Origin of the sequence: Stieleria sedimenti, from assembly GCF_025060895.1 — a bacterium.
GTDB lineage: Bacteria > Planctomycetota > Planctomycetia > Pirellulales > Pirellulaceae > Stieleria > Stieleria sedimenti.
The window spans coordinates 65,950-85,717 of the sequence record NZ_JANZKV010000031.1 but is presented as its reverse complement, the minus strand read 5'-3'; the positions used below and the strand labels follow the sequence as shown (position 1 = coordinate 85,717).

Below are 19,768 nucleotides of genomic sequence, written 5' to 3'. Positions count from 1 at the left end.
AGGGCGCGAGCCCTCCGATCTTTCACGGTGTTTTGAAGCGTGACCGGACGGCTCGCGCCATTCCGCTAACACCTTGCGGGGTGTTTTTGGTAGCGGTAGGGCGCGAGCCCTCCGGTCTTTCACGGTGTTTTTGAAGCGTGACCGGACGGCTCGCGCCGTTCCGCTAACACCTTTACAGCGAAAGTAGATGGCATTGGGCTCACGCCAAACGGCTGATTAAACCGACAGCCCGCGAGCCCTCCGGTTTCGCCGCGAAAATGTCTTCAAAGACCGGAGGGCTCGCGCCCGACCGCTAAAAATGCTTCACATTTCCGCCCGCTCGCGGATTTGCCATCAATTCATTAGGCTAACGCTCCGTAGCCCCTGGGGACATGAAATCGGCTGGTCACGGAGAAAGGTGCTTGATGAACGTGCCTGATTTGACATCGTATGCGGAGCGTTGGGATCGCCGGCACCTATTGGATCTGGAATCCCTTTCTGCTGACGAAATCACGATATTGCTGGACGTCGCGAGTCGGTTGAAGGAAGCGACCGAAGGTTGTCGCCGCAAATTGTCGCTGTTGAGCGGCAAGACGTGTGCGAACCTGTTTTTCGAAAACAGCACGCGGACGCGGAACAGTTTTTCTTTGGCCGCCAAGCGACTCGGCGCCGACACGGTCGAATTCGGTTCGAGCGGTTCCAGCACTGCCAAGGGCGAGACGTTCGCCGACACCGCCAAGACGATCGAAGCGATGGGCGTGGACTGGGTGGTCACCCGCCATGGGACGCCCGGAACCCCGAACTTACTGGCCCGAGAATTGGGCTGTTGTGTGTTGAACGCCGGCGACGGGCCGCACGAACATCCGACCCAGGGTCTGCTAGACCTGTTGACGATTCGCCAACATCGCGGAAGCCTGGAGGGATTGACCGTTGCCTTGGTCGGGGACATCGCCCACAGCCGCACCGCGCGGAGCAACATCTGGGGACTCAAGCGGATGGGGGCGCACGTGATCATTTGCGGCCCGCCGACGCTGGTCAGCCCCCGCTGGCAGGAACTGGGTTTCGAGGTGGCCCACCACTTGGACGAGATTCTGCCCCGCTGCGACGTCTTGAACCTGCTGCGAATTCAATTCGAACGCCAGCACGCGCGGCCGTTTCCGAGTGTCCGCGAGTACGCGGCCTTGTACGCGATGAACGCCGCTCGAATGCGTCAGGCCAAAGAGAACATCCTGATCATGGCGCCGGGGCCGATCAACCGCGGCGTCGAAATCACTCCGGAGGTCGCCGATGGTCCACACTCGGTGATCCTGGAACAGGTCACCAATGGAATCGCCGTCCGCATGTCGGCCCTGTACTTGTTGTCCGCGGCCGACGATCGGTACCGCAACGCCAACAAAGCCTCCGCTTAGGAATTGAAGAGATCGTTCAACCGATGAAGAAGCCCCTGCTGATCGAAAACGGTACTTTGATCGACCCCAGCCAGAACCTGAATCGTGGCGGTCGCATCCTGATGGTCGACGGCGTGTTCACGACGGTTGACCCGAGTGACGGCGACATCCCTCAGGACTGCGAGGTCATCGACGCCGGCGGATGCCTGGTCACGCCGGGTTTGGTGGATTTGGGAGTCGAACTCAGAGAGCCGGGTTTCGAAGAAGACGAAACCGTCCTCAGCGGATCACACGCCGCACTTGCCGGCGGCTACACGTCGATCTTGGCCGCATCGAGCACCGACCCGGTGATCGATTCGCACGGCGCGGTCGAATTTGTTCGCCAAAAAGCGACAGAGGCAAGAGGCGCGCGGGTTTACGTCGTCGGTTGCCTGAGCAAGGGACGTTCCGGCAAACAAATGGCGGAACTGGGTCTGTTGTCCGAAGCCGGTGCGGTCGCGTTCAGCGATGCCCCCCGCGCCGCGCCGAGCGACGCGCTGTTGAAACGGGCGCTTGAATACTGTCGCATGCTCGGCCGTCCGATTTTTGATTCGCCCGAAGTCCCCGAATTGGCGAGCGGCGGCGTGATGCACGACGGACAGGTTTCCCTGGTGCTGGGATTAAAGGGGTTACCGACCGAAGCGGAAGATTTGGCGGTCGCACGCGATGTCCGCCTGGCAGAAGCCACCGACGGTCGGCTGCATGTCGGCCCGGTCAGCACGATGGGGGCCGTCGACATGTTGCGGCGAGTCAAATCACGCGGCGTTGTCGTGACCGCGTCGGTGTGTCCGCACAATTTGATGTTGAGCGATGCGGCAATGCGGTCGTATGAGTCCCGTTTTAAGGTTCACCCGCCGCTGCGCAGCCCTCGTCACGTGGCGACGCTCTGCCAGGCGGTCAAAGACAAAACGATCGACGCGATCCAGTCCGGCCACATGCCGCGCAGTCGCGAAAAGATGATGAACGACCTGGATCAATCACCGTTCGGAATCTCCTCGCTGGAAACCGCCTTGGCCACCGCCGCAACGGCGCTGGTGCGAACCGGTACGTTGGATTGGATCGAACTGATCGACCGCATGTCGACGCGTCCGGCACAGATCGCCAGCCTGGACGCCGGCACACTCGGCATCGGCCGCCCAGCCGACGTCACCATCATCGACCCGAACGCGGGATGGAAAGTCGATCCGAGTCAGTTTCGATCGACCTGTATCAGCACGCCGTTTGCCGGCATGGAACTGATCGGCCGGGTCCGGCACACGATCGTCGGCGGCGAGCTGCGTTTTAGTGGTTGAAGGTGAACTCGGTACTCGTCAACACGCTCCAGGCGACATCTTGCAGCCCGGTCAATCGATCCTCCGGGTCGTATTCTGACAGCACGCTCAGCAAGGTGTCCATTTCCGACTCCTGGGGCTCACGAGAGAGCCCGCGAAGAAACAATGCACGGACGATGGCTTCGTCATCGAGGCCTTGCTCGACCGCTTCGGTGATGACGTTTCGCTCGGCGGCCAGTTTCGGATTCAGCGTGTCGCCGTTGGACAGGTGCAAGACCTGAACCATACTCGGTTCGTCACTGCGTTCGCATTCACACGTGATTTCGCGCGGATTGCGGCCGAAGGTTTTCAGAAAGTACGAATTGACCGATGCGTCAAACAATTCGATCGCACGGGTACCGGATTCATAGAAATCGGTCTTTTGCCGGTCTGCCCCGGGAAATGCCACTTCGTCAAAGGTCGTCGAAGTCCCCAGGACCTGATCGATCGAATCCAGCATGACTTCGGCCATCAAGCGTTTGGGGTAGTACCGACTGTGATACTTTCCTTCACCGCGGTTCTCCGGCAATGCAACGCTGCTCCGCTGGTACGTTTCGCTTTGCAAAATCGTCCGCATCAGTTGCTTTAAGTCAAAGTCCACGTCGACGACGTGATCGCTGAGCGCGGTGAGCAGCGATTCATTGGACGCCGGGTTGCTGAGACGCAAATCGTCAACTTGCTCGACCAACCCGCGACCGCAGAAGTTGGCCCAGACACGATTGCTGATCGAGCGGGCGAAATACGGGTTGTCGGGATCGGTCATCCAAGCCGCCAGAACCTGTCGCCGATCGTCTGGATCATCAAACGCGATCGGTGGGGCATCCAGCGGGGCGGGCGGTTGGGGTTGACCGCGGTTGGGTTGAATCAACTCACCCGACGTCGAAACGTACAGGGTGCGCAAGCCGTCGCCGTTGCGGCCGTCTCCGCCCCAGCCCTTGGCGCGGACACGGGCGAATAGGTTGGCCATCGCGTAGTATTGATCGTTGGTCCACTTTTCGAGCGGATGGTTGTGACACTTGGCGCAGCCGATCGAAAGCCCCAGAAAGGCCTGACATGCGTTTTCGGTCATCTCCTCGGGCGATTGATGCAGCGCGTAGAAATTGGTGGCGCCGTTTTCATCGCTGCGTCCGGTCGCGGTCAAAATCTCGCGGACGAATTCGTCCCAGGGCTGGTTGCGCCCGACGCGGTCACGCACCCACGCGTAGTACGTTTTCACGGCGATCGGCCGCAAACGCGTCCCGTTGATCAGCAGCATGTCGGACCACTTGTACGCCCAATAGGAAACAAAGTCGTCGCTGGCCAACAGCCGTTCGATCCAGTCATCGCGTCGATCGCGAGGGTCGGACTGGAGAAACTGTTGGCGTTCCTCCGGCGTGGGCAGTCGCCCGATCGTGTCCAACGTGGAACGTCGCAAGAAGGTTTCATCGCTGCAGCGCGGCGATGGCAGTAGATTCAGCGTTCTCAGCTGCGCCAAATTTTCTTGGTCGATGAAGTTTCGCCGCGGCGCGTTTTCATAGAGTTCCGTCGGGACGTCGTGTTCGTAGGGGACCGTCATCCGGGCCAACACGACCTTGCTTCCGAACCACACCAGAACGGCCGCTTCGCCGCTTCCGCGCACCAACGCCAGACCGTCATCATCGACGCTGGCGACGGCTTCATCGGTGGCGGTGAATTTCGCCCAGTGGGTGACATCGACGACGCGTCCGTCATCGTAGTGGGCGCTGACTAAAACCTGGGACCTGTCTCCCGGCGACAACATCGCGTTTTCGGGCATCACGCTGATGCGTTCCAGCGTCGGATCGTCATCGCTGGGGCCTTCGGCGCCGTCGGCGATCCATCGGCTGATCACCCGATAGTCGTGCGAATCCACATCCAGACGCAGTCCGCCCTTGTGCGGAAGGGCTCCCGTCGGTTTGGCCAGCAACAAGCTTCGTCCCGGGTCGGCCATTTCGATCCGCCGCCCGCGCGCCTGACGCGTGATCGACAAGAAATCGCTTTGGCTGTCATAGCCGCGCAGCGAGAGACGAAACCCGCCCTTGCCGGCCAGCGCGCCATGACACGACCCCATGTTGCATCCGGCTTTTGCGAGTACCGATTGCACCTCGTTGCGGAAACTCCAACGATGTGCCGACTCGGTTCCCGAAACGACGACGGGGACATCGATCACCTGTGCGCCGACCTGACACCGTAGTGTGGTTTCCCCATCGGCCAGCGCCGTCACGACACCGTCCTGGAGGGTGGCGATCGTGGGATCTTCGATGGTGATGGAGTAAGTTTCTCGATCGAGCACCGCCGCCGGCATCTGATCGCGGACGCCGACGATCGACACGCGCTGGCGAGCCTCGCTTCCCTGCAACTCGATCGTCGGCGGAAGCACGGCGAAATCGGCTTCGTCGGCTGATGCGACGGTCGAAACGATGCAGTCGCCGAGGAACACAATCACGACAACGAACAACAGCGAACGGAATGACTTCAAGCGTGGTCGCATGATGAGAGGTTTCAATGTGGAATCAATGGACAAGGAATTCATCAGTGGCAGTGGCGTAAGCTTCCAGCTTGCGGTTGCTCGTGTTCGCAAGCTGGAAGCTTGCGCCACGTGTCGCTCAGGCGAACAGTTCTTTGACTTCGCGCATGCCGAAGTCGACCAAGGGGAACGGGCGGCCGCCGGGGCCGGGGATTTCGGCGTGCAAGTCCAACCCCAAGGAATGAAAGACCGTGGCGATCAGCTCGCCGGGTTGCGTCGGTCGGTCGGCCGGGACCGCGCCGATCGGATCGCTCGCGCCGATCGCTCGACCGCCTTGCACGCCGCCGCCGGCAAACGTGGTGGAAAAACATTGCGGCCAATGATCCCTGCCGCCGGCCGGATTGACCTTGGGCGTTCGCCCGAATTCGGCCAAGCCACAAACCAGCGTGTCGTCCAACATGCCCCGTTCGTCCAAGTCGCTCAGCAGCGCCGAGTAGCCCTGGTCGTACATCGGTGCGACGATGTTCTTCATGCCTTCGATGGTGGTGAACGGTTTGCTGCCGTGGATGTCCCAGGTGACTTCGTTGAACACGGTCAGGAACGTGTTGATGGTGACAAACCGGACGCCCGCCTCGATCAATCGTCGCGACAATAGGCAGCATTGTCCGAACCGGTTCATCCCATAACGCTCACGGACCTTGGTCGGCTCCTTGGTCAAATCAAAGGCTTCGCGAGCTTGGGAGCTGTTCATCAAGCGATAGGCGGCTTCGAAATTCTTGTCCAGCATCTTGGCCGACTCGGTGGATTCGAGTTCGTTCATTCGACCTTCGATCGCCGCCCGCATCCGTCGCCGACGATCGATCCGCACGTCGCCGAGCGTCGGCGGCGGCAGCAGGTCGGGGACTTTAAAATTTTCTTTGCTGGGATCGGCCATCAAGGCAAAGGGATCATAGGTTTTTCCCAAGAACCCGCCGGCTTGACCGTTGGGCAGGTTACCGCCGCCGCGTCCCATCGTTTCGGGCAAGACGACGTGGGCCGGCAGATCGCTGCGGCGTCCGCGCATGTATTGCAACACGGCACCGGCGTGCGGGTAATTCACGCCCCCGGTGAATTGGCGTCCGGTTTGAAGCATCTGCCAGCCTGCGTCGTGCACGGCCGCCGCGGTGTGATAACAGGAGCGAATGATCGAGAACTTGTCGGCGATCTCGGCGTGGCGCGGCAAGATTTCCGAAAGCTGGAAATCGCCCCTGGTCGAGATCGCTTTGAATGGTCCGCGCACCTCGGCCGGCGCCTCCGGCTTCATGTCGAACGTGTCCAACTGGCTGGGCGCACCCAGGTTGAAGATCATGATGCAGGAACGCTTGTCCTTGTGCGGATCCACCACGCCACGCTCGGCGGCGGCGAGGTAATGTGGCAGCCCGAGTCCGAGGGCGCCTAAGGTTCCGATTTGCAGAAAATCGCGTCGGGGCGTGCCGTTGCACGTGTGCGAGGTTCCGTGAGCGGTCAGATTTAACATGACGAATCCAATGACGGATCGGGAGGGTCGGGGAGGGGGTGAATCGAGGAAAGATCAGCGTCGGAAAGCTCGATTCCGCCGACGGAGGGACTTTTATTCTATTAGATTGAAACGCCAAACGGAAAATCGAATTTCGAATTCATGGGATCGCAGAGGCTTTTTCTTGGACGCAACGCATTTCAATCGCGCGGCCTGGGACAAGATCGCGACCAGCCGGCGAAAGTGGTTCACCCCGGCAACGGCCGAGCAGATCGATGCGGCCCGTCGCGGCGATTTTTCGATCCGGCTGACGGCGACCAAGCCGATCCCCGCCTCGTGGATCGGGGACGTGCGAGACCGATCGATCCTGGCCTTGGCCGCGGGGGGCGGGCACCAAGGCCCCGTGTTGGCCGCCGCCGGGGCGCACGTGACGGTGGTCGATTTTAGCGGCGGCCAACTGGCGATCGATCAACGACTGGCCCGCGAACATGATCTGGCGATCGAGACGATTCAGGCCGACATGGCGGATCTGGCCCCACTCGCGGACGAACAGTTTGACCTGGTGGTCAATCCCTGTTCGGTCAACTTCGTCCCAGACGTGCGGCCGGTTTGGAAGGAAGCGGCGCGGGTGTTGAAACCCGGCGGGGCACTGATCAGCGGCGTGATCCAGCCGGTCAACTTTCTGTTCGACGCGGTCAAACGCGATCGCGGCAAGCTGAAGGTGCGATTTAAAATCCCCTACAGCGACCTGGAATTGCCGCCCGAGGAACTCGACCAAACCATCGGACCGGAACGCCCGATCGATTTCGGACACTCCTTGACCGATTTGCTGGGGGGCCAACTCGACGCCGGGTTCATGCTGACCGATATAATGGAGGACGGCTGGGGAGGCGACGATGTGCTGTCCGACCGAATCGCAACCTTCATGGCAACCCGAGCGATGAAACGAACCTGAATTCGCAATGAAATCACAGCTTGCAATCGGAATGATCCTCGCCTGGGCCATCACCGCGTCGGCGGCCGACCGCTTTCAAGCGGCACGTGATCGGTTGGTCGACACGCGTGTGGCGACGGCCGGGGTCACCGACACGCGTGTGCTCGACGCGATTCGCCGCACGCCGCGTCATGAATTCGTGCCCCGCAGCCAATGGCCGCGGGCGTACTTTGACATGGCGCTTCCGATCGGGCATTCGCAAACGATCAGCAGCCCCTTTATCGTCGCGTCGATGACCGAAGCGTTGGAGCCGAAATCGACGGACAAGGTGTTGGAGATCGGGACCGGCAGCGGCTACCAGGCGGCCGTCCTTAGCCCGCTGGTCGATCATGTTTACACGATCGAGATCGTGCGTGAACTCGGCGAACGGGCTGCCGAAACGCTGGCCCGACTGGACTACGGAAACGTCTCCACCCGCATCGGGGACGGTTTTTTGGGCTGGCCCGATGCCGCACCGTTCGACAAGATCATCGTCACCTGTAGCCCCGAGTCCGTCCCGACGCCCCTGGTGGACCAACTGCGCGAAGGCGGCGTGATGATCATCCCGGTCGGCCAGCGCTACCAGCAAACGCTGTATCGATTGATCAAGACCGATGGCAAATTGATCCGCGAAGCGCTGCGTCCGACCCTGTTCGTGCCGATGACGGGCGAAGCGGAAGAAAACCGACAGACGCTTCCCGATCCGGCCAACCCCGTCGCCGTCAATGGTGATTTTGAGATCGCGGCGACCGGTGACGAAGCGACGTTGTTGGAGTTCGTCCCCGGCTGGTACTACGGTCGCCAAGTCACGCAGACCGAATCGTCTTCCGGCGACCCAGCTCCCCAAGGCAAACGTTACGCGAGTTTTCGCAACGAAACGCCCGGCCGCAATTCGCATCTGTTGCAGGGGATCGCGATCGATGGCCGCGAGGTGTCACAGATCCGACTGAGCGGACAGGTCCGCACCGAAGGCATCCAAAAGGGGCCCGGGGCCGACGCGATGCCGATGATCGCGATCTCGCTGTATGACGAACTGAGAAGCGATCTGGGCACGTTTTACCTGGGGCCGTTTCGCGGCACACGGGACTGGAGAAGCCACAGCCGGCTGATTCGGGTGCCGATCAAGACCCGTGAAGCCATTCTCCGAGTCGGCCTGTTCGGGGCCACCGGCAAAGCCGACTTCGACGCCATCAAGCTGGAAAAGATCGACCGTTAATTGGCGGAGCCACGCCGGCCGGCCGCCGGAAAAGCTTCGCCGACCCGGACCACCGGTCACCGGGATGGTGTCAGAGCTGCATTCTGAGGCCGCTTTGAAGTAGACCCCAGCGGCCGAAGCGGCTATTTTTTCGGTTGATTCTTTGGGCGACCGTGACGGCCGCGAGACGCCGCCGGAACTCCGCCCCCCAACACCAACAACATCGGAAACCCACCCCCCATGCCAAACCCCCAGCAAGACAACGGCCCGACGGAGCGGCCATTGCTGGAGCGTCGGACTCTTTTCGGAGTTTCCTTCGCACTGGTTGTGCTTTTCGGCTTCTTCTTCTTGATGCCGTTCGCGTTTCGCGCCGCGCGGCTGAGTCTGAATAAGAAGGAAAACGATATCAAGGACTGGCTTCCGTCGGATTTCGTCGAGACCGCGGAACTGGAATGGTTCGCCGACCATTTCGCCGGCGAAAGCTTCGTCATCGCCACGTGGCCGGGCTGTACCGAAGACGACCAGCGACTGAAATTGCTCGCATCCAAGCTGCGGCATGAATCCAGCAAAACCGATCCGGGTGCCGGGATCGCAGACCCCAAGCTGGCCGAGGACTATCGATCGGCCAAGGAATACGGGATCCGCCTGGGATTGCTGCCCGCCTCACGCAAGCTCGACAACTGGGGCGGCGAGAACGAAAAGTGGTTCGCGACGGCCGACGGCAAGTGGTACTACATCAAACCGAACGGGCATCTGCATCGCTGGGAAGGGAAATCGAACGGCCCCGCGGCACTGATCCGCAACATCAAGCAATCCTTGGGCACACACCAATTGCAGGGGACCTTCGTCGCCGCGTTCGGCTCCCAAGACGACGAGCGCGCCAACCCGTTCCACAACGACCCTTCGCTGCTGTGCGCCCCGATGTTCCGCTCGGTCGAGACCGGCGTGTCGCTGGTCAATGAATTGTCCAAAGAAGGCGGATTGTTGTGGCCGGTTGACTTCACCGATCAATCACGGCGTCCGATCATTGCCCGCCGACGCGCGATGGAACGACTGACCGGTTCGCTGTTCGCCCCGGCGGTCCCACAAGACTTTGACTGGACGGCGGAGGAGTTTCGCGCGGCCGTCCCGAGCGATCGACGCTCGGCCATCCCCGACAACTTTGACGATCTGGTTGAGATCACGCTGCGGACGTTCGCCGAGGAAAACTTCGACGCTGACCGTCAGCGATTGGCGACCGCTAGCACCGAGACGCAAACCAACGCCTGGTATGCCGTCTATGATGCCGCCGGGGTCGAGCCACCACCGCGCCAGACCTGCTTGCTGATCACGCTGACCGACATCGCCCAGGACAATCTCGCCTACGCCCTCGGGCGTGGCGTGATGGGCGCCCCACGCGGTCGGCTGTTGGAATTGGCGAACGACTCGGGGGTTCAACCCGCGGCACCTCCCTCGATGGCTCCGCCGCCGTTCAACCGCACCGAAGTCGAATCGATCGCCGGGGCTCCCCCGCTGCGTCTCGGCGGCCCACCGGTCGACAACATTGCGATCGACGAAGAGGGCACGGTGACGTTGGTGCGTCTGGTCGGCTACAGCATCCTGGTCGGCGCCTTGCTGTCCTACCTCTGTTTCGCCAGCGTCAAGATCACGTTGATGGTGTTTGTCGTCGGCGGCTCGGCGGCGATGCTCAGCATGGCGGTGGTCGGTTGGACCAACGGCAGTGTGGACGCGATTCTGATGAGCATGCCATCGCTGGTCTACGTACTGGGACTTTCCGGCGCGATCCACGTGATCAATTACTATCGCGACGAAGTGCGTCAACGCGGACGTGGCGGTGCGGCCGGCCGCGCCCTGCAGCACGCGATCTTCCCTTGTTCACTCGCGGCGCTAACCACGGCGATCGGACTCGGGTCGCTGTACACCAGTAATTTGGCACCGATCAGCAATTTCGGACTGTACTCCGCAATCGGCGTGATCGCGACGCTCGCGATCCTGTTTTCCTACCTGCCCGCGGCGCTGCAAATCTTCATCACCGAATCGCATGCCGAAACGGAATCGCCGGCACCCACGCGTGGTGACGAAAAAGAATCGTGGCTCTCGGACCGCTGGGCAGCCGCCGGCGCATGGATCTGCCGACGACACCTGTGGGTGACCGGCGGATGCTTGATCGCGTTGGTCGCCGCCGGGATGGGGCTTTCCAAAATCAAGACCTCCGTTCAATTGCTGAAGCTGTTCGACGAGAACGCCAGAATCATTCGCGACTACGCGTGGTTGGAGAGCAACTTTGGAAAACTGGTCCCGATGGAACTGGTGCTGCGTGTCCCACCGTCGATGCAGTCGGAAACCGTCGCGAAGGCATCTCCCGCGGCGCGACAAGACGGCCCGGTCGAATCCGCGACGCCCGAGTCGGCGTTGCCGCTGAACGTCTTGGAACGGGTCGAAGCGGTCGCCCGTATCAACGAGGTCGTTCGTCGAACACTCGGCGAACCAGGGCTGGATATCGTCGGATCGACAACCGCGGTCAACACATTCCTGAAACCGTTGCCCGGCGTGACCAACAGTTGGAATCCGGTTCGGTCCCAATACATCACGGAACTGAACGAGGGTCGCGAGGAGTTGCTGGCCAACGATTACGTTCGGCTGGAAAAGAGCGGCCCGTACGCGGGCAGCGAACTGTGGCGGATCAGTCTCCGTGTCGGTGCACTGGCCGACGTCGACTACGGAGAATTCATCAAGACGCTACGTGTCTCGGTCGAACCGGTGCTCCGCGCCTACGACATACGCGACGAATTGCTAAAACAAATCGCGGCGGCGTCCCAATCGGGCCAAACCAAACAGCCGGTCATCGTGATGATGGGCGCCCCGCGTCCGAGTCCGTTGTCGGAAACGGAACTGGTGGATCTGGGCGATGACGTCGATCTTGCGAGCGAAGACCGCATCCGAACCCGATCGATTTATCTGTCCGTCCTGGAAGAGTTGCTCCGCGGCGAACGGCTGCGTGAACCGATTTGGGTGGACCACCACTCGGAAGAAAACCCGATCGAAATCGGCGGCGATCGGTGGAACAAAGTGCTCGGCATCGCAGACGTGTTGGTCTGGGTCGGCGACCAGCCGGCGCCCGAAGCGGCGTTGGCGAACGCCAAGTCCTTGATCGACGCGCAAGCGATCTTCACCAAACCGATCAGCCATGACTTGGTCGGCGACGGCATCCCCGAAGTGACCGGCGCCGGTTCGATGCAGGTCGTTTACACGGGAGTGGTCCCGGTCGTTTACAAGGCACAGCGGACCCTGCTGGGTAGCCTGGTGGAATCCATCGCCTTGGCGTTTGTGTTGATCTCCGTCGTGATGATCATTTTGCTCAATCCGGCCCGCACGCCGCTGCGGATGTTGGTGCCGGTCAATCTGGGCTCCGGTCTGGGCGCGGGGGTTATTTCGATGATTCCCAACATGTTCCCGGTGCTGTTGGTGTTTGGACTGATGGGGCACTTCGGCCGCCTGGTCGATATCGGAACGATGATGACCGCTTCGGTCGCCATGGGGGTGGCGGTCGACGACACGATTCACTTTCTCAGTTGGTTCCGTTCGTATTTGGATCGTGGCTACGATCGCATCAAGGCGGTGGAATTGACCTACCGTCGCGTCGGTCCGGCGATGACGCAAACAACCATTGTCGGTGGACTGGGTTTGTTTGTCTTTGCCTTGTCGACGTTCACGCCGACGCAACGTTTCGGAACGCTGATGTTGGTGCTGTTGGTTGCCGCTCTGGTCGGTGACCTGGTACTGCTTCCGGCGTTGTTGGCCGGCCCCTTGGGAAAACTCTTCCGACCGCGTATCGGTTCTCGCGGTGCGAGTGGGGCAGAGCCGCTGGAAGAGTTGGCGCTGGTGCAACCCGACGATGGCGACCCGGACGGCGATGCCACTCAAACCGAAGAGGAGGCCGCTGCAACCTTGGTGATCGATAAGGAGTCGCTGCCGAATTTGAAGGTCCACTCTCCGTCGCGTCGCAGCGATCAACCACACCGGATGAAAGGCCGTTAGCGACTTCCGCTACACTACCTCACGGGCCGCCAGACCATTCAGCTTCGGGAGACGCAATCGGTGAGTCTAGTCCATCGTGTAGAGCATCCGCTGATCGACCATCACCTGTGCCGCATTCGCGATGCGGCGACCCCGCCGAGTGAATTCCGCGCCGCCGTCAATCGCCTGTCGATGATCCTGGGGGTCTCGGCAACGGTTGATTTGGCGACACGCCCGAGAAAGATCACCACGCCGATTTGCGAGACGACGGGATACGAACTGTCGGTCCATGTGGGCATCGTTCCGATTTTGCGCGCCGGGCTGGGGATGGTCGACCCGATCCTGGAACTACTGCCCGACGCGTCGGTCTGGCACTTGGGGCTGTATCGCAACGAAGAGACCGCCGAGCCGGTCGGATACTACGACAAACTGCCTCACGAGAACGCGCCCAACATCGCGATGGTCGTCGATCCGATGCTGGCAACCGGCGGCAGTATCGATTTGGTGATTCGGCGACTGCAACGTTGGGGCGTCGATGAAATTCGAGTGCTCAGTCTGATCGCGTCGCAGCCGGGCATCGATCGGGTCGGACGTGACTTTCCGGACGTCAAATTATTCGTCGCCGCGATCGACCCGGAGTTGAATGAACGTTCCTTTATCGTGCCAGGACTCGGCGATGCGGGCGACCGGATTTTTGATACCCCGCAAAACGGCTAGCCGGGATCATGGAACGACTCATCGGCGGCCTGGAACCGTCGCGAAAGCAAGACCTGGCCCGACTCGGGTTGAGGGCCATGTTCGGGGGGTTTCTGGCCTGCTGCATGACGGGGGCGGTCGCAGGACTGCTGCTGTAAGCAGCCCCCGTCGGTGACGCTGTGCGTCAAAAAGGGATCGCGTAGGTGACGCTGTGCGTCACGATGAGACCACACACTGCCGTGGGAACAATGCTCAGCCGTTTTGAACCAATTCTCATTGGAATCGGGCGGGGGCTTGGGCCAAAATGGTAAACTGAACAGCCCACCTGAACCGAGCGTGTTCGTTTGCGGCTCGTTTTGCCCGGACGAATCGTGCTGGAGACAAACGAGCGGCGCTCCCCTGCCTCCCGCCGCACGCTTCGAACCGTTCGACTGCTGGCCCAATGCCCCGCCTCCGGCAACACCACCATGATGCCCCATTCTGAGCCCGTCTTGAAAAAAAGCATTCTGATCGCCGCCGCCTTGACCTGCCTGTGGGGGCAAGCGACCTTCGCAGCGACCACCGAAATCGACTTTCAAAAACAAATCCAACCGATCCTGGCAAAAAAATGTTACGCCTGCCATGGACCGGATGTGGCCGAAAGCGGTTTGCAGTTCACCAGTCGCGACGCCGCGTTGGCCGAGACCGAGTCGGGCAGTTTCGCGATCGTGCCGGGTGACCTGGAGGCGAGCTTATTGATCGAGCGGATCACGACCGACGATGAATTCGAACGGATGCCGCCCGAGGGTGATCCGGTCACCGAGGAAGAAGCGGCATTGCTGAGCACGTGGATCGCCGAGGGGGCCGCTTGGCAAAAGCATTGGGCGTTTGAACCGCTGTCCAATCCAAAGCCGCCGACGGTGGCGTCGGCCGATTGGCAATCCCATCCGATCGATGCCTTCATCTACGATTCGCTCTCCGACGCCGGCCTCAAACCGAACGGTCCGGCGGGCAAACGCGAATTGATCCGCCGCGTCTATTACGACCTGACGGGGTTGCCGCCGAGCAAGACCGAGGTGGACGCCTTCATCGCCGACGAATCGCCCGACGCATTCAAACGGGTCACCGAGCGTTTGCTCGATTCACCGCACTACGGCGAACGCTGGGGACGCCATTGGCTGGATCTGGTTCGCTTTGCCGAAACCAATTCGTTTGAACGCGACGGCCCCAAAGACAACGCGTGGAAGTTCCGCGACTATGTCATCCGGTCGTTCAACGAAGACAAACCGTACGATCAGTTCATCCGCGAGCAACTTGCCGGCGACGAGCTGGACGAAGTCACCAAAGAATCGTTGACGGCGACCGGTTACTATCGTTTGGGGATTTGGGATGACGAACCTGCCGATGAGTTGCAGGCCCGTTTTGACGGGCTGGACGACATCATCCTGACGACCGGCCAGGTGTTCTTGGGATTGACCATGAATTGTGCTCGTTGCCACGACCACAAGATCGATCCGATCCCACAAAAAGACTACTACAGCATGCTGTCGTTCTTCGAGGACGTGACCCCCTTTGCCCGTCGCGGCGATTTGACTTCCTTCAGCCAAGTCGACGTCAGCTCCGACCAGCTGCGGGCACGCTACGCCGCCAACGACCAGCAACGGCGATCGATCGAGCAGGAAATGCATGACATCGAACAGGCCGGGATTGCCAAGATGTCCGCTCCCGATCAACGCGCCACCGAAGGCGCCAAACGTGATCGCAATCGCGTGCTGGGTGAAAAACTGAAGGCCAATCTGAGCGACGAACAGTGGAGCCGATACAAGGAACTGAAATCGCAACTGAAACAGAACGCCGAAGAGCTCAAAGCACTGCCCCAGCGTGAACGTGTGATGGGCTTGGCGATGTATCGCAAAGTCGACGAGCCGACGTACGTCCTCTATCGCGGCAGCCCGCATTCGCCCAGCGACGAAGTCTCGCCCGCGTTTCCGACCTTGTTTGAATCCGATCCGCCGGCGTTGCCCCAGACCGAATCGTCGACCGATCAATCCACCGGTCGTCGTCGCGTCTTGGCCGATTGGATCGCCAGCGAAGACAACCGATTGACCGCCCGCGTGATCGTCAATCGAATCTGGCAATTCCATTTCGGCCGTGGCATCGTTCGCAGCAGCAACAACTTTGGCCAACTCGGCACGCCACCGACCCACCCCGAACTACTGGACTACCTGGCCAATCGCTTCATCCAAGACGGTTGGAGTCTCAAATCGCTGCACCGGCTGATTCTTTCCAGTCGCGCCTATCAAATGTCTTCCCAAGGCAACGAAACCTCCTTGGCCGCCGATCCCGACAACGATTTGTTTTGGCGATTTGACCCGCGACGGCTGAGTGCCGAAGAGGTCCGCGATTCGATCCTCGCCGCCAACGGCTCGCTGAACACCGCGGTTTACGGCCCCAGCGTTTATCCGACGCTCTCGCCCGAAGTCCTTGCCGGTCAATCTCGACCGGGCAGCGGTTGGGGGAACTCCAGCGAGAGCGATCAAAATCGGCGCAGCGTTTATATCTACGTCAAACGCTCGCTGTTGACGCCGATGTTGTCCGCGTTCGATTTTCCGGATCCGGATCAGACCTGCGAAGCAAGGTTCATGACGTTGCAGCCCGCGCAGGCCCTGTCGCTGCTCAACGGAGACTTCGCCGCCGAGCAGGCCGCCAAGCTTGCCGACAGCGTCGATGCCGGAGAAATCGACAATCGCGAATTGGTCCGCCGCGCCATCGCTGCGGTTCTGGCCCGCCCGGCGACGGTGGCGGAGATGGAAGACGGCGATCGATTGATCGAAAACCTTCAAAAGAAACATCATCTCGATGCCGGGCAGGCCAAAACGCTGTACTGCCTGAGCGTGATGAATTGGAACGAATTTTTGTTTGTTGACTGACGGAAGTGTTATGAAGAATCAAAAGCGAAACTTTTGCGGCCGCACACGTCGTGAGTTCCTGTGGCAAACCGGTGGCGGCTTCGGCGCCGCGGCGTTGTCATCGATGCTCTCGCAAGACGGTTTTCTCTCCGCCGCGGATTCCGTCGGCGACGCCAACCCTTTGGCCGCCAAACTGCCACACTTTGCCCCGAAAGCGAAGAGTGTGATTTTCTTGTTCATGTACGGCGGGCCGAGCCACATCGACACGTTTGATTACAAACCCAAGATGGTCGGCATGGACGGCAAGACGGTGGACGTCAAAACGTTCGGCCGCGGCGGACGAAAAAACGGCGGCCGCATCGTCGAACCACGCTGGGAATTTTCACAGTATGGGCAATGCGGCAAGTACGTCAGTACGCTGTTCCCCCATCTGGCCAACCACGTCGACGACATCGCATTCTTGCATTCGATGACCGCCGACTCGCCGATCCACGGTTCAGCCATGCTGATGATGAACAGCGGCAAAATCCTGTCCGGCAGCCCCGCACTCGGCTCCTGGGCGACCTACGGCCTCGGTTCGGTCAACGAAAACCTGCCCGGCTACGTCGTTATGCTGGACCCCAAAGCCGGCCCGATCAGCGGGGCGAAAAACTGGAGCAGCGGTTACATGCCGGCGACCTACGCCGGAACCGTTTTCCGCACCAAAGGCGCACCGATTCTGAACCTGGATCGCCCCGACGGCATGACCGAAGCCGTGCAGCGAGAATTGATCGATTCGATTCAGCAGGCGAACCATCGTCATCTGGATACTCGCAGCGACAACGACGATCTGGCGTCGCGGATCGCCAGCTACGAACTGGCCTTCAAGATGCAATCGGCCGCCCCTGAAGCAGTCGACCTGTCGACCGAAGACGAGCGCACGTTGTCGATGTACGGAATCGATCGCGAGGAAACCAATGACTTCGGCACCCGCTGCTTGATCGCCCGACGTCTCGTCGATCGCGGCGTCCGCTTCGTCCAACTTTATAGTGGCGGGGCACACAACGATGACAATTGGGACGCCCACGGCGACTTGGAACTCAATCACAATCGCCACGCCGGTCGAACCGATCTTCCCATCGCGGCCTTGCTGACCGACTTGAAACAACGTGGCATGTTGGACGAAACCCTGGTGGTCTGGGGCGGCGAATTCGGACGCCAACCGACGGCCGAATACGCCAAGGGTTCCGGTCGCGACCACAACTCCTTCGGCTTCACCATGTGGATGGCCGGCGGAGGCATCAAGGGCGGCGTGTCCTTCGGCACCACCGACGAACTCGGGTCGGCCGCCGTGGAAAACCCGCTGCACGTCAAGAACATGCACGCGACCGTGTTGCACCAGTTGGGACTCGACCCGAATCATCTGTCGTACTTCTACGGCGGACTGGATCAAAAACTCGTCGGCGTCGAACACGTCGAACCGATCCACGAAATCATCGCCTAGTGTGTTGTCAACGCTTAGACTGAGGGTGCCGCGAAAAAGGGGCCAGTAACCGTTGGTGTCCAGCCTTTAGGCGATTCCGGATCGCTGCTACGCAGCGACAGGCGGCGGCTAAAGTCTGCACACCAACGCGCGCCGAACGTCTTAGCGATTTCCGCTACGACACCCACCCGCATGCTCGCGTGAACCGACTGATTTCCCTCCGCTAACCTTCCCCTCGGCGACATCTCATGAACCTCTCCACGCTCTTCTCGCTCGTCACTTTTCTCAGCACGCTGGTCACGGGAACCGTCAATGCCGCACCGCCCAACGTGTTAATCATCTTGGCCGACGATTGCACCTACAACGATCTGCCGTTGTACGGTGGGCAGAACGCAAAGACGCCGAACCTGGATCGTTTGGCCAGCCAAGGCCTGACGTTCAACCGGGCGTTTCTGTCCGAAGCGATGTGCCAACCCTGTCGCGCGGAGCTCTACTCGGGCCTGTACCCGATGCGAAACGGCTGTGCCTGGAATCACTCGTCCAGCCACAGCGACATCGAAAGCATGCCGCATCACTTGGCCGCGGCGGGGTATCGAATCGGCTTGGCCGGCAAGGTGCACGTTCTGCCACAACAGGCGTTTCCCTTTGAACCGGTCGGTGGTTTCGATAAAAACTGCGTCCGCGATCCGACACAGCCGCACCAGATCGATCCCGCGGCCGAATTCATGTCGCGAAGCGAGGATCCGTTTTGTTTGGTCGTCGCACTGGTCGAACCCCACGTGCCATGGGTGATGGGCGACGCCAGCGCGTATCCTCCCAAGTCGCTGAAGCTGCCACCGAACATTGCCGACACGCCGGAAACGCGGCGGGCGTTCGGCGCCTATTTGGCCGAAATCACCTACATGGACTCCCAAGTCGGCGAGTTGCTCGACACGCTTCAAGCGAGCGGCAAGGCAGACGAGACGCTGGTGCTGTTCTCGTCCGAACAAGGGTCACAGTATCCCGGCAACAAGTGGACCAATTACAACACCGGCGTCCACACCGCCTTGATCGCGCGATTGCCGGGCGTCGTCGCGGCCGGCCGACGCACCGACGCATTGGTCCAATACGCCGATGTGTTGCCGACGTTGATGGACCTCGCCGGATTGGAACACGATGCCGAACAGTTCGACGGCAGGAGCTTTGCAGAGGTCCTGCGTGGCCGATCCGATCAACACCGCCAATACGTCTACGGTGTTCACAACAACGTCCCCGAAGGTCCCCCGTATCCGATCCGATCGATCAGCGACGGGCGTTACCACTACATCCGAAACCTGCAGAACCAAAACCTGTACATCGAAAAGCACTTGATGGGCGTCAAGGGCAACGGAAAACTGAACAATCACTATTGGCAAACTTGGGTCTTCGAGTCGTTTGATAATCCCAAAGCCTTGCGATTGATTCAACGCTACCAATTGCGTCCGACGGAAGAAGTATTTGATCTGCAGGATGATCCGTACGAGATGAATAATCTGGCCGGCAACGCCAGCGTCGCGGCGATCCAATCCGAGCTCAGCGGCGAACTCGATCGCTGGCTCGCCGAACAAGCCGACCCGGGGATCGAGCAAGACACCGTCCAAACGCATCAAGCCGCCAAGCAGGGCCGGCATCGATTCCGCCCGAAACGCTGATCGCACGCGTTACCGCTAGTGCTTCGTCAACTTTTAAACTTGGGGTGCCGCGGAAAAGGGGTCAGGTACCAAAAATGCGAAGCACCCTGCGGGCCATTTGGTTTTTGGTACCTGACCCCTTTTCCGCTCGACAAACGCAACCCGAAAATTAAATCTGGATGAAGCACTAGTGCTCTGGCATATTTAATTTTG

At 60.5% G+C, this 19,768-nt stretch carries 12 protein-coding genes; 10 read left to right on the top strand and 2 right to left on the bottom strand.

The genetic code is table 11. The features are described 5' to 3' along the window. Window positions 1–410: 410 nt before the first annotated feature. Both NZK35_RS04370 and NZK35_RS04365 read left to right on the top strand, forming a co-directional pair. Window positions 411–1,388 (top strand): aspartate carbamoyltransferase catalytic subunit, encoded by a 978-nt coding sequence (locus NZK35_RS04370; RefSeq protein ID WP_259631376.1) that lies wholly within the window; start codon window positions 411–413, stop codon window positions 1,386–1,388. A 23-nt stretch (window positions 1,389–1,411) separates the two neighbouring features. Beyond that, a complete protein-coding gene (locus tag NZK35_RS04365; protein WP_259631375.1) occupies window positions 1,412–2,698 on the top strand; it encodes a dihydroorotase in 1,287 nt (428 codons plus the stop codon). On the opposite strand, the gene NZK35_RS04360 is transcribed toward NZK35_RS04365, so the two are convergent. Both NZK35_RS04360 and NZK35_RS04355 read right to left on the bottom strand, forming a co-directional pair. Next, the gene (locus NZK35_RS04360) at window positions 2,688–5,204 is read right to left on the bottom strand and encodes a DUF1549 and DUF1553 domain-containing protein (protein WP_259631374.1); all 2,517 of its coding nucleotides are present in this window, start codon (window positions 5,202–5,204) and stop codon (window positions 2,688–2,690) included. The two genes, NZK35_RS04365 and NZK35_RS04360, sit on opposite strands and share 11 nt — an antisense overlap. A 115-nt stretch (window positions 5,205–5,319) precedes the next feature. After that, window positions 5,320–6,696 carry a DUF1501 domain-containing protein gene (locus NZK35_RS04355; protein WP_259631373.1) on the bottom strand — a complete coding sequence of 459 codons (1,377 nt, stop codon included), beginning with the start codon at window positions 6,694–6,696 and terminating at the stop codon, window positions 5,320–5,322. A gap of 163 nt (window positions 6,697–6,859) precedes the next feature. Here NZK35_RS04355 and NZK35_RS04350 point away from each other — a divergent pair, with 163 nt between their 5' ends. The 8 genes from NZK35_RS04350 (at window position 6,860) to NZK35_RS04315 (ending at window position 19,576) form a co-directional block, all read left to right on the top strand. Further along, complete coding sequence (locus NZK35_RS04350) at window positions 6,860–7,630, top strand: class I SAM-dependent methyltransferase (RefSeq protein ID WP_259631372.1); 771 nt, start codon at window positions 6,860–6,862, stop codon at window positions 7,628–7,630. 7 nt (window positions 7,631–7,637) lie between these two features. Then, window positions 7,638–8,864 (top strand): protein-L-isoaspartate(D-aspartate) O-methyltransferase, encoded by a 1,227-nt coding sequence (locus NZK35_RS04345; RefSeq protein WP_259631371.1) that lies wholly within the window; start codon window positions 7,638–7,640, stop codon window positions 8,862–8,864. A gap of 219 nt (window positions 8,865–9,083) precedes the next feature. After that, window positions 9,084–12,881 carry an efflux RND transporter permease subunit gene (locus tag NZK35_RS04340; protein ID WP_259631370.1) on the top strand — a complete coding sequence of 1,266 codons (3,798 nt, stop codon included), beginning with the start codon at window positions 9,084–9,086 and terminating at the stop codon, window positions 12,879–12,881. Between the two features lie 60 nt (window positions 12,882–12,941). Then, window positions 12,942–13,577, top strand: coding sequence for a uracil phosphoribosyltransferase (upp, locus tag NZK35_RS04335; protein WP_095738359.1), 636 nt, complete (start codon window positions 12,942–12,944; stop codon window positions 13,575–13,577). 8 nt (window positions 13,578–13,585) lie between these two features. Next, window positions 13,586–13,714: a nucleoside transporter C-terminal domain-containing protein gene (locus tag NZK35_RS04330; RefSeq protein ID WP_261364565.1), complete on the top strand. Its 129-nt coding sequence runs from the start codon at window positions 13,586–13,588 to the stop codon at window positions 13,712–13,714. Window positions 13,715–14,047: 333 nt separating this feature from the next. Next, window positions 14,048–16,465 (top strand): PSD1 and planctomycete cytochrome C domain-containing protein, encoded by a 2,418-nt coding sequence (locus tag NZK35_RS04325; protein WP_259631369.1) that lies wholly within the window; start codon window positions 14,048–14,050, stop codon window positions 16,463–16,465. A 10-nt stretch (window positions 16,466–16,475) separates the two neighbouring features. Further along, on the top strand, window positions 16,476–17,927 hold the full coding sequence (locus NZK35_RS04320; RefSeq protein WP_259631368.1) for a DUF1501 domain-containing protein: 1,452 nt from the start codon (window positions 16,476–16,478) through the stop codon (window positions 17,925–17,927). Window positions 17,928–18,154: 227 nt separating this feature from the next. After that, entirely contained in the window at window positions 18,155–19,576 is a 1,422-nt protein-coding gene (locus NZK35_RS04315; RefSeq protein ID WP_259631367.1) for a sulfatase family protein, read from the top strand. Window positions 19,577–19,768: the final 192 nt, after the last annotated feature.

Coding starts and splice junctions, on each gene's coding strand:
- NZK35_RS04360 (WP_259631374.1), bottom strand. CDS start 5,204: ATGCGACCACGCTTGAAGTCATTCCGTTCGCTGTTGTTCGTTGTCGTG.
- NZK35_RS04345 (WP_259631371.1), top strand. CDS start 7,638: ATGAAATCACAGCTTGCAATCGGAATGATCCTCGCCTGGGCCATCACC.
- NZK35_RS04355 (WP_259631373.1), bottom strand. CDS start 6,696: ATGTTAAATCTGACCGCTCACGGAACCTCGCACACGTGCAACGGCACG.
- NZK35_RS04340 (WP_259631370.1), top strand. CDS start 9,084: ATGCCAAACCCCCAGCAAGACAACGGCCCGACGGAGCGGCCATTGCTG.
- NZK35_RS04315 (WP_259631367.1), top strand. CDS start 18,155: ATGAACCTCTCCACGCTCTTCTCGCTCGTCACTTTTCTCAGCACGCTG.
- NZK35_RS04330 (WP_261364565.1), top strand. CDS start 13,586: ATGGAACGACTCATCGGCGGCCTGGAACCGTCGCGAAAGCAAGACCTG.
- NZK35_RS04365 (WP_259631375.1), top strand. CDS start 1,412: ATGAAGAAGCCCCTGCTGATCGAAAACGGTACTTTGATCGACCCCAGC.
- NZK35_RS04320 (WP_259631368.1), top strand. CDS start 16,476: ATGAAGAATCAAAAGCGAAACTTTTGCGGCCGCACACGTCGTGAGTTC.